The sequence below is a fragment of the Egicoccus sp. AB-alg2 genome (assembly GCF_041821065.1).
GTDB lineage: Bacteria > Actinomycetota > Nitriliruptoria > Nitriliruptorales > Nitriliruptoraceae > Egicoccus.
This window is the reverse complement of record NZ_JBGUAX010000002.1, coordinates 282,321-294,797: the sequence shown is the minus strand read 5'-3', so window position 1 is coordinate 294,797 and position 12,477 is coordinate 282,321. Positions and strand designations below refer to the sequence as shown.

Annotated in this window: 10 protein-coding genes; 5 read left to right on the top strand and 5 right to left on the bottom strand. The window is 72.1% G+C overall.

The window, feature by feature from the left end:
- Positions 1 to 150 precede the first annotated feature (150 nt).
- Positions 151 to 996 carry a 3-methyl-2-oxobutanoate hydroxymethyltransferase gene (panB, locus tag ACERM0_RS04035; protein WP_373677227.1) on the bottom strand — a complete coding sequence of 282 codons (846 nt, stop codon included), beginning with the start codon at positions 994 to 996 and terminating at the stop codon, positions 151 to 153.
- 159 nt (positions 997 to 1,155) lie between these two features.
- Here panB and ACERM0_RS04030 point away from each other — a divergent pair, with 159 nt between their 5' ends.
- On the top strand, positions 1,156 to 1,713 hold the full coding sequence (locus ACERM0_RS04030; RefSeq protein ID WP_373677226.1) for a hypothetical protein: 558 nt from the start codon (positions 1,156 to 1,158) through the stop codon (positions 1,711 to 1,713).
- Positions 1,714 to 1,751: 38 nt separating this feature from the next.
- On the opposite strand, the gene ACERM0_RS04025 is transcribed toward ACERM0_RS04030, so the two are convergent.
- Positions 1,752 to 3,527 carry an NAD+ synthase gene (locus tag ACERM0_RS04025; RefSeq protein ID WP_373677225.1) on the bottom strand — a complete coding sequence of 592 codons (1,776 nt, stop codon included), beginning with the start codon at positions 3,525 to 3,527 and terminating at the stop codon, positions 1,752 to 1,754.
- A gap of 286 nt (positions 3,528 to 3,813) precedes the next feature.
- Here ACERM0_RS04025 and ACERM0_RS04020 point away from each other — a divergent pair, with 286 nt between their 5' ends.
- The 4 genes from ACERM0_RS04020 (at position 3,814) to ACERM0_RS04005 (ending at position 10,780) form a co-directional block, all read left to right on the top strand.
- The gene (locus tag ACERM0_RS04020; protein WP_373677224.1) at positions 3,814 to 5,214 is read left to right on the top strand and encodes an ammonium transporter; all 1,401 of its coding nucleotides are present in this window, start codon (positions 3,814 to 3,816) and stop codon (positions 5,212 to 5,214) included.
- Between the two features lie 131 nt (positions 5,215 to 5,345).
- Positions 5,346 to 6,293 carry a ribose-phosphate diphosphokinase gene (locus ACERM0_RS04015; RefSeq protein ID WP_373677223.1) on the top strand — a complete coding sequence of 316 codons (948 nt, stop codon included), beginning with the start codon at positions 5,346 to 5,348 and terminating at the stop codon, positions 6,291 to 6,293.
- Positions 6,294 to 6,398: 105 nt separating this feature from the next.
- Entirely contained in the window at positions 6,399 to 7,745 is a 1,347-nt protein-coding gene (gene glnA / locus ACERM0_RS04010) for a type I glutamate--ammonia ligase (RefSeq protein ID WP_373677222.1), read from the top strand.
- A 2-nt stretch (positions 7,746 to 7,747) separates the two neighbouring features.
- Positions 7,748 to 10,780: a bifunctional [glutamine synthetase] adenylyltransferase/[glutamine synthetase]-adenylyl-L-tyrosine phosphorylase gene (locus ACERM0_RS04005; RefSeq protein ID WP_373677221.1), complete on the top strand. Its 3,033-nt coding sequence runs from the start codon at positions 7,748 to 7,750 to the stop codon at positions 10,778 to 10,780.
- A gap of 20 nt (positions 10,781 to 10,800) precedes the next feature.
- Here ACERM0_RS04005 and ACERM0_RS04000 read toward each other — a convergent pair whose 3' ends face one another.
- The 3 genes from ACERM0_RS04000 to ACERM0_RS03990 are packed head-to-tail and all read right to left on the bottom strand — an operon-like array spanning position 10,801 to position 12,460.
- Entirely contained in the window at positions 10,801 to 11,604 is an 804-nt protein-coding gene (locus ACERM0_RS04000; protein WP_373677220.1) for a methyltransferase domain-containing protein, read from the bottom strand.
- Positions 11,601 to 11,861: a zf-HC2 domain-containing protein gene (locus tag ACERM0_RS03995; protein WP_373677219.1), complete on the bottom strand. Its 261-nt coding sequence runs from the start codon at positions 11,859 to 11,861 to the stop codon at positions 11,601 to 11,603. Before ACERM0_RS03995 ends, ACERM0_RS04000 begins: the two co-directional genes overlap by 4 nt.
- Positions 11,858 to 12,460, bottom strand: coding sequence for an RNA polymerase sigma factor (locus tag ACERM0_RS03990; protein WP_373677218.1), 603 nt, complete (start codon positions 12,458 to 12,460; stop codon positions 11,858 to 11,860). Before ACERM0_RS03990 ends, ACERM0_RS03995 begins: the two co-directional genes overlap by 4 nt.
- Positions 12,461 to 12,477: the final 17 nt, after the last annotated feature.

Sequence of the window (12,477 nt, the reverse complement as noted above, 5' to 3'; positions counted from 1 at the left end):
ACGGTTGGGGCCGCCACCGGCGCGGCAGCGTCACCCGGTTCGAACGAGCCGGACGGCAACGATCTGAGCCATTGCAGCGTGCGGCCGGTGACGGTTGGGGCCCGCCACCGGCGCGGCAGCGTCACCCGGTTCGAAGGAACCGGCCGCCAATCAGTACGTGTGCTCGGGCGCGGGGTACTCGCCGTCGGCCACCTCGCTCACGAACGCCTTGATCGCCCCGGAGATCTCCGAGCGCAGGTCGGCGTACTGCTTGACGAAGCGGGGTAGACGCCCGGTCGTCAGCCCGAGCAGGTCGTGCCAGACCAGCACCTGGCCGTCCGTGTCCGGACCGGCGCCGATGCCGATGGTCGGCACGTCGATCGCCGCGGTGACCCGTGCCCCGAGTTCGCTGGGGACGCACTCGAGCACGATGGCGAACGCCCCCGCCTCGGCCAGCGCCCCGGCGTCCTCCAGCAGTTGCCGCGCGGCGTCGTCGTCGCGGCCCTGCACCTTGAAGCCGCCGAACTGGTTGACGGACTGGGGCGTGAGTCCCAGGTGGCCCATGACCGGGATGCCGGCGGCGACCAGGCGGGCGGTCACCTCGACCATCGCGCCGCCGCCCTCGAGCTTGACGGCGTTCGCCCCGCCCTCCTTCAGCATGCGGGTCGCGGACGCCAGCGCCTGGGACGGGCCGTCCTGGTAGGTGCCGAAGGGCAGGTCACCGACCACGATGGCGTTGGGCGCGCCGCGGGCCACCGCCCGGGTGTGGTGGAGCATCTCGTCGAGGGTGACGGGCACCGTCGAGTCATAGCCGAGCACCACCATGCCCAGGCTGTCGCCGACCAGCAGGACCGGGACACCCAACTCGTCGAGCAGGGCCGCGGAGCTGTAGTCGTAGGAGGTCAGCATCGCGAACTTCTCGCCACGTTCCTTCGCGGCGCGCAGGTCGTGGATGCTGACGGGCCGCCGCCGGGCGGCCGTGTTCTCGGACACGTGAACGGACACCGGGGACTCCATCCCTGCCGGCCCGCCGAGGCGGGTCCAGCGGTCGTCTGTCGGTGGACGCCCGCCAGTGTGCCCTGTCGACGCCGGTCCGCCACCATCGCGCGGCCGGCACACCGTCCGGGGTCGCGCCGTGGTCGTCGTAGGCTGCCGCCGGAGGAGGTCGTCGAGCCCATGACCCGCAGCGCCGGCGTGCCCGACGTCGTGGCCGTGCACCGCAACGGCTCCGACGCCCGCCAGACCATCGAGCGGTTGTCCCGCGCCGGCGTGGACGGCGGCTCGATCCGGCTGCTGGGGCGGGTCGAGGTGACGACCGCCGGCCGCTACGGGGACCGTCAGACCGACCTCGGCAGCTCGCTGGCGCTGGGCGGCCGGGCGGCCCGGGGGCTGCTGTACGGCGCGCCGCCCGGTGCGGTGTTCGGCGCGGTGCTGCTGGCCCTGACCACCGAACCGACGCTGTTCGCGATCACCGCCGGCGCCGGCGGCGGGGCCGCCTTCGGCGCCAGCATCGGCGTGCTGACGGGCCTGCTGTCCACGCCGACGATGGCGAGTTCGTGGGAGCGGACGTTCGCGCCGATGGTCCCGGGCGGCGTCGGTGTCGGCGTCCGCATCGGCTCGGAACGCCAGCAGCGTCGGGTGCGCCGCATCCTGGAACGGGGCGAGGTGCTGCGCGTCCACGAGGTCGACGACCTCGACGACCTCGAGGACGGCCCGCTGGCCTTCGACGACTGACGCGGCACCCCGGCAGCCGCTCGACGGGGGCGGGCGTGTCAGCCGCGCCAGCCGTTCGTCATCGGCACGCGCCGGTCCCGGCCGAATGCCCGGCGCGTGATCTTCGGACCCGGTGCGGCCTGGCGGCGCTTGAACTCGGCGCGGTCCACCAGCTGCAGCACCCGGCGCACCGTGTCCTCGTCGTGGCCGCGTTCGACCAGCCCGGCGATGCCGAGGTCCTGCTCGACGTAGCCCTCGATGATGTCGTCGAGGACCGCGTAGGGCGGCAGGCTGTCCTCGTCGCGCTGGTCGGGGCGCAGCTCCGCCGACGGGGCCTTCTCGATCGTGGAGGTGGGGATCACCTCGCCCGGGTCGCCGTCGGCCGCGAGCTTGGAGTTGCGCCAGCGGGCCAACTCGTACACGAGCAGCTTCGGGACGTCCTTCAGCGGCGCGAACCCGCCGGCCATGTCCCCGTACAGGGTGGCGTAGCCGACCGCGTACTCGGACTTGTTGCCCGTCGTCAGCACGATGGAGCCGCGTTCGTTCGACAGCGCCATCACCAACAGCCCGCGCAGGCGCGCCTGGAGGTTCTCGTAGGCGACGCCGGGCTCGCGGCCGTCGTCGCGCTGCTCGCCGAAGCCGGTCACGACCAGGTCACCGAGCACCTCGCCCACCGACCGCAACGGCGTGTCGATCCGCAGCTCGTGGTAGGGGCAGCCGAGATTGTCCGCCAGTCGCCGGGCGTCGGCGAGCGAGTGTTCGCTGGAGTAGGGCGAGGGCATCGCCACACCCAGCACGTTCTGCCCGCCCAGGGCATCGGCGGCGACGGCCGCCACGACGGCCGAGTCGATCCCGCCCGACAGCCCGATCACGGCCTCCGTGAAGCCGTTGCGATGGCAGTAGTCGCGGGTGGCGGTGACCAGGGCGTGCCAGACCTCGCCGACGGGGTCCAGGCGCTCGGCCGTGCGGTGGGACGCGAGCGTCGGCCGCGACGAGGGCCCGCCCGGCAGGTCCGGGACGTCCGCGAGCTCGGTCGGCTCCACCTCGACGTCAACGACGACCAGGTCCTCGACGAACTGTGCGCCGCGGGCCACCACCTCGCCGTCGGGTGCCATGAGGAACGAGTCGCCGTCGAACACCACGTCGTCCTGGCCGCCGACGACGTTGACGTAGGCCAACCAGGTGCCGTCGCGCCGGACGTGGGTGTCGGCCCAGTGCTCGCGCTCCTCGCGCTTGCCGCGGTGGTAGGGGGAGGCGTTGAGGTTCACCACCACGCGGGCGCCGTGCTCGGCGGCGTGACCGACCGGGCCTTGCTCCACCCACAGGTCCTCGCACACGGTGATGCCGACCGGCACGCCGGCGACGCGCACGACCAGCGGCTCGTCGCGCGGGGTGAAGTAGCGCGCCTCGTCGAAGACGCCGTAGTTGGGGAGGCGGAACTTGTCGTAGGTCGCCACGACCCGACCCTCGGCCAGGACGGCGGCGGAGTTGGTCAGTGCGTCGCCGGCCGCGGAGGCCACCTCCCAGCCCGCCGGGTGGCCCGGGTCGTCGCGGACGAGGTCGCCCTCCTCCGTGCCGACGTAGCCGACGACCGCCACCGTCCCCGCCGGGCCCTCGTGTGCGAGGCGCCGGACCGCGTCGAGGTTGGCCTGCACGAACTCGGGCTTGAGCAGCAGGTCCTCGGGCGGGTAGCCGGTCGTGGTCAGCTCCGTGAAGACGACCAGGTCGGCGCCCTGCTCGGCGGCCTCGTTCCAGGCCGCGAGGACGCGCCGGACGTTGCCGTCGATGTCGCCGACCTGGGCGCGGATCTGGGCGAGGGCGAGACGCAGCGGCACGGAAGCCTCCGAGGCAGTGGGTCGCCGACGCTAGCGGTCGCCACCGGCCATGCCCCCGGCCGGGGCGTGCACCGCCGTCCACCGCCGCCGTCCACGCCGCCGTCCACGCCGCCGTCCATCGCTGCCGTCCACCGTGGGCGTCGACGAAACGGACTCTTCACACCGTGCGGCTGGTTCGACACACGTTCGAAACACGGACCACAACCCGGGGCAACAGCCGCTCACGAGAGTGTCCGCCACGCAGCAGATGTGCGGTCCCGGACGACGACCTCTTGGAGACAACCACGTGAGACGACTGCTGAAGTTGGGTGTGGTCACGGCCACGTTGCTGGTGCTGGCGGCGGTCCCCGCCTTCGCGCAGGTCGAGGACACGGTGGACCTTGAAGCGCTCAACGTCTTCGCCATGACCCTGTACCTGACCTTCGCGACCGGCCTGGTCTTCCTGATGCACGCCGGCTTCTCGATGCTCGAGGCCGGCATGACGCGGCAGAAGAACGCCGCGAACATCATCGGCAAGAACCTGTTGACCATCGCGCTCGGGACGGTCACGTACTACGTGGTCGGCTGGGCGTTCATGTACGGCGACAGCGCCGGCGGCTTCATCGGCACCAGCGGGTTCCTGCTGTCGGACGCCACCGGCGGTGGCGGGCAGCTCATCACCACGGAGATCGACTTCGCGTTCCAGGCCATGTTCGCAGCGACGGCGGCGACGATCGTGTCGGGCGCGGTCGCCGAGCGGATCAAGTTCGGCGCCTACCTCGTGGTCGTGATGGTGCTGACCGGGTTGATCTACCCGATCGTCGGCGCCTGGACCTGGGGTGGCGGCTGGCTGTCGGAGCTCGGCTTCACCGACTTCGCCGGCTCCACGATCGTGCACCTGACCGGTGGCGCCGCCGCCCTCGTGGCCGCCGCGATCATCGGTCCCCGGATCGGCAAGTTCGACGCGAGGACCGGCCGTCCACGCGCGATCCCCGGCCACTCCATGCCGCTGGCGGCGCTGGGCACCCTGTTGCTGTTCTTCGGCTGGTTCGGGTTCAACGGTGGCTCGGTGCTGGCTCTGGACGGTCCGGTCCTCGGACACGTGATCGTCACCACCGCCATGGCCGGGTGCGCCGGCGGCCTGTCCGCGGCCCTGTTCACCCGCTTCCGAAGCGGAAAGTTCGACGTCGCGATGACGGCCAACGGCATCCTGGCTGGCCTGGTCGGGATCACGGCCGGCGCCGATTCCGTGTCGCACCTCATGGCCCTGGCCGTCGGCCTGCTGGCCGGTGGACTGGTCAGCGTGGCGGTCGCCTCGATCGACGCGCTACGCATCGACGACCCGGTCGGCGCGAGCTCCGTGCACGGCGTGTGCGGCATCCTCGGCACCCTCTGGGTCGGGCTCGCCCACGTCGAGGACGGCCTGTTCTACGGCGGCGGCGCGGGGCTGCTGGCGGTGCAGGCGCTCGGCGTCGTGGCCGTGGTCGGCTTCGTCGGCGTGACGGTCGGGACCCTGTTCCTCGCGCTGAAGGCTGCCGACTTCCTGCGCGTGTCCGAGCAGGAGGAGATCGAGGGCCTCGACGTCCACGAGCACGGCGTGCCGGGCTACCCGGAGCTGGTCCACGGCCCGGGGCTCAGCACGGGCGGCGAGTACGGGTTCTCGCCACGGACGGCGAGTGCGCCGGTGGCCGAACCCGTCGAGGAGTGACGACCCGGGAGGGAGTCGGACGCGGCCGCGCCTCGAGGGAGGGCGCGGCCGTTTCCGGTCGTCGGCTGGGTCCGGCAGCCGGACGAACGGTGGTCCGGGGCCGCCGGACCGGCTCGGCTAGGGTCGACGGCATGGCGGAGCCGCTCGACATCGTGTTGCTGGCCGGTTCGGCGAACCGTCGGCTGGCCGGCGCCATCGCGGACTACCTCGACCACCCGCTCGAGGAGGGCGAGGCGCTGCGCTTCTCCGAGGGCAACACCTTCGTGCGGGTGCCCGTGAGCGTCCGCGAACGCGACGTGGTCCTCGTCCAGGGCACCGGCCCGCCGGCCAACGACAACTTCATGGAGTTGTTGTTCTGGATCGATGCGCTCAAGCGCGCCAGCGCCCGCACCGTCACCGTCGTGATGCCCTACTTCAGCTACGCGAAGGGCGACAAGAAGGACGAGCCGCGCGTGTCGATCCGGGCCCGGGTGTGCGCGGATGCGATCGAGGCGGCCGGCGCGGACCGGGTCGTGACGATGGACCTGCACGCCCCGCAGGTGCAGGGCTTCTTCCGCATCCCGGTCGACGACCTCTACGCGATGCCCGTGCTCTGCGATCGCGTGGCGGCCCGGAGGACCGGTGGCCTCGTGGTCGTCTCCCCGGACGCCGGCTTCGCGAAGAAGGCACGGCTGTACGCGACCCGGCTGGGGGCGCCATTGGCCATCGCGGACAAGCAGCGCATCGACCACACGGAGACCGCCGAGGTGCTCGACCTCATCGGTGACGTGGCCGGTCGGCACGCGCTGATCGTGGACGACTTCACCGTCTCCGGCGGCACGCTCATCGAGGCGGCCCGCCTGCTGCACGAGCGTGGGGCGGCGTCGGTGTCGGCCGCCGTGACCCACAGCCTGCTGCGCGGCGCCGCGCTGCGGCGGCTGGGGGACAGCCACATCGGTGAGTTGTTCGTGACCGACACGATCGACCGCGGCGCCGACGACGACCTGCCGAAGATCACGGTCGTGTCGGTCGCCGCCCTCTTCGGCGAGGCCATCCGCCGCATCGCCATGCGCGAGAGCGTCAGCGTCCTGTTCGAGTGAGCCGGCGAGTGACCCGCCGGCCACGTCGGTGGCCGTCGACCGACTCACTACGCTGCCGGTGTGATCGCGGCCTGCCGGCCGCGGGCCGACCCGGGGTCTCGCCACATGGACAAGCAGCAGGAGTACGTGCTCCGCACCGTCGAGGAGCGCGACGTCCGCTTCATCCGGCTGTGGTTCACCGACGTGCAGGGCTTCCTGAAGAGCGTCGCGATCACGGCGGCCGAACTGGAAAACGCCTTCACGGAGGGCATCGGCTTCGACGGCTCCTCCATCGAGGGGTTCGCGCGCGTCCAGGAAGCCGACATGCTGGTCGTCCCGGATGCCTCGACGTTCCAGATCCTGCCGTGGCGGCCGGAGTCGCAGGGCGTCGCGCGGATGTTCTGCGACATCCTGACCCCGGACGGCCAGCCGTTCGGCGCGGATCCGCGCTACGTGCTCAAGCGCACGCTCGAGCGGGCCGCGGACATGGGGTTCACGTTCTACGTGCACCCGGAGATGGAGTTCTTCCTGTTCGAGAGTGCGGAGTCGACCAAGCCGCTGGACAACGGCTCGTACTTCGACATGACGCCCCTCGACGTGCAGCAGGACTTCCGGCGGCAGACGATCAACACGCTGGAGCGCATGGGGATCTCCGTCGAGTTCTCGCACCACGAGGTGGCGCCGTCGCAGCACGAGATCGACCTGCGCTACGCCGACGCCCTGACGATGGCGGACAACATCATGACGTTCCGCCTCGTCGTGAAGGAGACGGCGCTGCAGCGGGGCATCTACGCGACCTTCATGCCCAAGCCCATGGAGGGGGAGTGGGGCAGTGCGATGCACCTGCACCTGTCGCTGTTCGAGGGCGACAACAACGCGTTCCACGACGCCGGTGACTCGTACCACCTCTCGCCGACCGCCCGTGCCTTCACGGCCGGACTGTTGCGGCACGCCCGCGAGATCACTGCCGTCACCAACCAGTGGGTGAACTCCTACAAGCGGCTGACCGCGCGGCTGCACGGACCCCAGCCGTCCGGCGAGGCGCCGATCTTCGTCACCTGGGGCCACTCCAACCGCAGCGCGCTCGTGCGGGTGCCGATGTACAAGCCGCGCAAGGGTGCCTCGACCCGCATCGAGTACCGCGCGCCGGACCCGGCCACCAACCCCTACCTGGCGTTCGCGCTGATCCTGTCGGCCGGGCTGAAGGGCATCGAGGAGGGCTACGAGCTGCCCGAGGAGTCGGAGGAGAACGCCTTCGAGCTGACCCCGGCGGAGCGTGCCGCCTCGGGCATCGAGCGTCTGCCGGCCAGCCTGGGCGAGGCGCTGGCGGTCATGGAGAACTCCGAGCTGGTCGCGGAGACGCTCGGCGAGCACCTGTTCGCGTTCTTCCTGGCCAACAAGCGGCGTGAGTGGGACGAGTACCAGGCCCACGTGACCACGTTCGAGCTCGATCGCTACCTGCCGCTGCTATAGCGATGGCCACCCCGCGCCGACGTTCCGTGCGGGCCCGCCTCGCGGCGGCCGGGCTCGACCCCGACCGCGCACGGCAGCGCCTGGACGAGGCCGGCCTGCTGCGCAACGAGCAGCTCGACGACGAGCTGCTCTCCGCACTCTCGCGGGCGGCCGACCCGTCGGACGCGCTCAACTGCCTCACCGAGCTGGCCTCCCGCCATCCCTCGCTGTACGGCGAGGTCCGCGACGAGGAGGACTGGCTCGCCCGCGTGATCGCGGTCGGCGGCGTGTCGCGGCCGCTCGGCGACCTGCTCTCGCTGCACCCCGACGCCGTCCACGCGCTGCGGACCCTGGAGCCGGTCGACGTCGACCGGGTCGCCGACCAGGTCGCCGACGCGATCCGCGCGGAGGACGACCCGCCCCGGCAGGCGGCGGCGGTCGCCAGCATCCGGCGCGGCGCGACCGCCGACATCGCGGCCCGGGACCTGACCGGCATCGCCGACGTCGAAGAGGTGGGGGCGGAGCTCGCGCGCCTGGCCGAGGCCGTGCTCGAGGGCACGGTCCGTGCGGTGCACGAGGAGGTCGCGCAGGGGTCGCCCTGCGCCCGGCTGAGCGTCATCGGCATGGGCAAGCTCGGCGGTGAGGAGCTCAACTACGTCTCCGACGTGGACGTCGTGTTCGTGCACGAGCCGGTGTCACCGGACGCCGAGGGTGCGGCCGAGCAGGCCACGCGTGAGGCCAAGCAGGTGTTCACCCGCTGCCTGGAGCTGCTCAACGCGTCCACCACGATGGGGCGCGCGTACGAGGTCGACCCGACCCTTCGGCCCGAGGGTCGGTCCGGCCCGCTGTCGCGGCCGGTGGCCTCGTTCGTGGCCTACTGGGAGCGGTGGGCCAAGACGTGGGAATTCCAGGCACTGCTGAAGGCGCGCCCGGTCGCCGGCGACCGGGCGCTCGGTGCCGAGCTGCTGGCCAAGGCGGAGCCGTTCGTGTGGCCCGACCGCCTCGACGCCGACGTGGTCGCCGAGGTCCGCGAGATGAAGTCGCGCATCGAGGCCAAGCCGGAGGTGGTCCGCCACGGCGAGCGCCAGCTCAAGCTCGGACCCGGTGGGCTGCGCGACATCGAGTTCGCGGTCCAGCTGCTGCAACTGGTCCACGGGCGCGGCGACCGCTCGCTGCGGCTGACCGGCACGCTGCCGACCCTGCGGGCCCTGCAGCGCAACGGGTACGTGGCCGAGGAGGACGCGGAGGCGTTCGCCGACGCCTACCGGATGCTGCGCACCGTCGAGCACCGTCTGCAGCTCGCCCACGAGCGGCGCACCCACACCATCCCCGACGACGCCGACCGCCAGGAGTGGCTGGCCCGGTCGCTGGGCTACCGCAGCGACGGCGAGGAACCGGCCCGCACGCCATTCCTGCGCGAGCTCAACCGGGTGCAGACCCGCGTCCGGGAGCTGCACGCCAAGCTGTTCTACCGCCCGCTGCTGGAAACCTACGCCACCATCCCGGCCGAGGCCGCCGGGTTGTCGGTGCCGGTCGAGGCCAAGCGGATGGGCGACACCGCCGCCGAGGAACGCCTGGTGGCCCTGGGCTTCCGCGACGGGCGCGCCGCGCTGCGTCACGTGCGGGCCATGACGGCCGGCGTCAGCCGGCGTGCGCGCACGATGCGGGCCGTGTTGCCCGCGATCCTGAGCCTGCTGCAGGACACCCCCGACCCCGACACGGGACTCAAGAGCTTCCGCGAGCTGGTCGACGCGCAAGGCGACACCGCCAAGCTGCTCGAGCACCTGCGCGACCATCCGCCCGCGTCCGAGCTGCTGGCCCGCGTCCTCGGCACCAGCCGGGTCGCCGGCGAGTTGCTGGTCAGCCAGCCGCAGGGCATCGACTGGCTGCGTGACGACCACCTCCGGGACCGGCCACGCACCCGCGACGACCTCGTGCGCATGGCGATGGGACGCCTGCACTGGCAGGACACGACCGCGGCGCTGCGGCGCTTCAAGCGGCTGGAACTGCTGCGCATCGTGCTGCGCGACCTGGCCGACGCGACGACCGTCTCGGGGGTCGGGGAGGAGCTGACGGCCCTCGGCGAGGCCTGCCTGACGGGGGCGCTGCGTGCCGAGTTGCGGCGTCAGGCCCGCGAACGGGGGCTGGAATCGCCCGACGACCTGCCGGTCTCCGTCGCGATCGTCGGGATGGGCAAGCTCGGGGGCCGCGAGCTCAACTACGTCTCGGACCTCGACGTGCTGTTCGTGCACGACGTGGCCGAGGGCGCCGACGAGTCGGACGCCAACAAGCTCGCGCTGACGGTCGCCGGCAACGTCATGCGGTCGCTGTCGGACATCACCGCCGAGGGCACCGCCTTCGAGGTCGATGCGGACCTGCGACCGGAAGGCCGCAACGGGCCGTTGTCACGGTCCCTCGGGTCGTACCTGACGTACTGGAGCCGCTGGTCCGAACCGTGGGAGGCGCAGGCGCTGCTGAAAGCGCGGGTCGTGGCCGGCGACCGCGACCTCGGCCAGCGGATGGTCGACGCCGCCCGCGACCTGGCGTACCCGGCCGAGTTCGGCGAGCGTGACGCGCAGCGGATCCGTCGCATGAAGGCGCGCATCGAGAAGGAGCGGATCCCGCGTCGGGTCGATCCGGAACGGCACCTCAAGCTCGGACCCGGCGGGCTCTCGGACGTCGAATGGATCGTGCAGATGCTGCAACTGCAGCACGGGTCCACGGAGACCGCCGTGCGCAGCACCGCGACGATGGCGGCGTTGGACGGCGCCCAGGACGCGAGCCTGCTCGACCACGCCGACGCCAAGTGCCTGCGGGAGGGCTACCGGTTCCTGTCGCTCGTGCGCAACCGGCTGTACCTGCTGCGTCAGCGTGACGTGGACGTGGTGCCGGCCAACCCGCAGACGCTGGAGCTGCTGGCCCGCTCGATGGGCTACCCGCGCGGTCGCTGGCAGGACCTCGAGGAGGACCGCCGACGCCACCAGCGTCACGTGCGGCAGGTCTTCGACCGGCTCTTCTACGGGCTGGACCCGGGCCAGCACACCAACGGCTGGTAGGGCCGCCTCCCGCGGGCGGATCAGGGCATGCGGGCCTGCACGAGCACGCTGAGCGCGACCTGGGCGTCTGCCGCCAGCAGTCGGCGCATCATCGTCAGCACGTCGTCGGTGAACAGCGGGTAGAGCGCCACGTCGTCGATGCCGAAGGCCTCCAGGCGCTCGATCCGGATCGCGTCGAAGCCGGCGTTCGCGAGCTTCTTGGCCAGGACGCCTTGCGAGACGGCGCCGGCGATGCAGCCGGCCCACGCGGCGGGGCTCGACAGCACCTCGTCTGGCAGGTCGTCGTCGACGGCGAGGTCGACGATGCACAGCCGACCGCCCGGGCGCAGCACCCGGGCGGCCTCGGCGAGGGCGCGACTCTTTCGTGGCGAGAGGTTGAGCACGCCGTTGGACACGACGACGTCCACCGAGTCGTCGGCCAGGGGGATGGCCTCCATCTCGCCGACCCGGAACTCGCACCGGTCCGCCACGCCGGCATCCCCGGCGGCGCGTCGAGCGCGATCGCGCATCTCGGGCAGCAGGTCGAGACCGACGACCCGCCCTTCGTCGCCGACCCGTCGCGCCGCGAGCACGCTGTCGATGCCCCCGCCGCAGCCGACGTCCAGGACCACCTCACCGCGGGCGATGGCGGCGTACCTGGTCGGGTTGCCGACACCCAATGCCCAGTCGATGGCCGCGTCGGGAACGAGCGCGAGCTCCTCGGGCGCGTAGAGCCGCGCCGCCATGGCCCGTCCGGCACCCGTCGGGATGCCGCCGTAGGCGCTGCGCACCGCGGCGCGGACGTCGTCCTGGAACAGCAGGTCCCGAGCGGCCTGGTCGGTCATCCGTGCACCTTCCCGTCGTCGTCGTGCAGTCCCGCCACGAACGTCTCCAGCCGGTCGAGGACGTCGACCGGCACGTCGGTCGTGGTTCGGTCCGTCAGCAGGCTGCGCAGTTCCTCGGCCAGCGCCAGCTCGCCGCAGCAGCGGCGGCACCAGTCAAGGTGTGCCTCGAGCGCGTCGTGGTCGTGGCGAGCGAGTTCGCCGTCGAGGTACTCCCACAGGTTCCGGACGGCGTCGGCGCAACCCATCGCTGGCGTCATGGGGCGGCCTCCTGCAGGTGCGGTTCACCGGCGGCGCCGGAGAGCAGTCCCGACTCCTCGGCGTAGCGCCACAGCTCACGCTCGAACCGCTGCCGGCCCCGGTGCAGCTGGGACATCACCGTGCCGGCCGGCCGTTCGAGCATCCGCGCGACCTCGTCGACGCTGCACCCCTCGACGTAGCGCAGCACCAACGGGGCGCGGTACAGCGGCGGGATCCGCTGGAGGACGACGTGGACGTCGTGCTCGGAGAAGGCTCCGAGGAAGTCGACGTGGAGGGTGTCGGAGTAGGGGAACGGGTCCTCCTCCTCCAACGTCCGGTACAGCGAGAAGCCGTCCTCGTCGTCGACCGGTACCTCGTCGGGGACGCGGTGCTCGTGGCGCAGCCAGTCCCGCCAGACGTTGGTGAGGATGGTGGTCAGCCACTTCGGGCCGGCCCGCACGTCACGCAGCGAACCGAAGGACCGGCAGGCCCGCAGCAGCGTCTCCTGGACCAGGTCCTCCGGGTCGCCGCCGCCCAGCCGCCGTGCGAGGGCGTACAGCCGCGGCAGCTCGGCGTGGGCGAGCTGTCGCAGCGCGTCCCGTTCGCTCCTCTGCAGCACGGCGTACCCCCACGTCC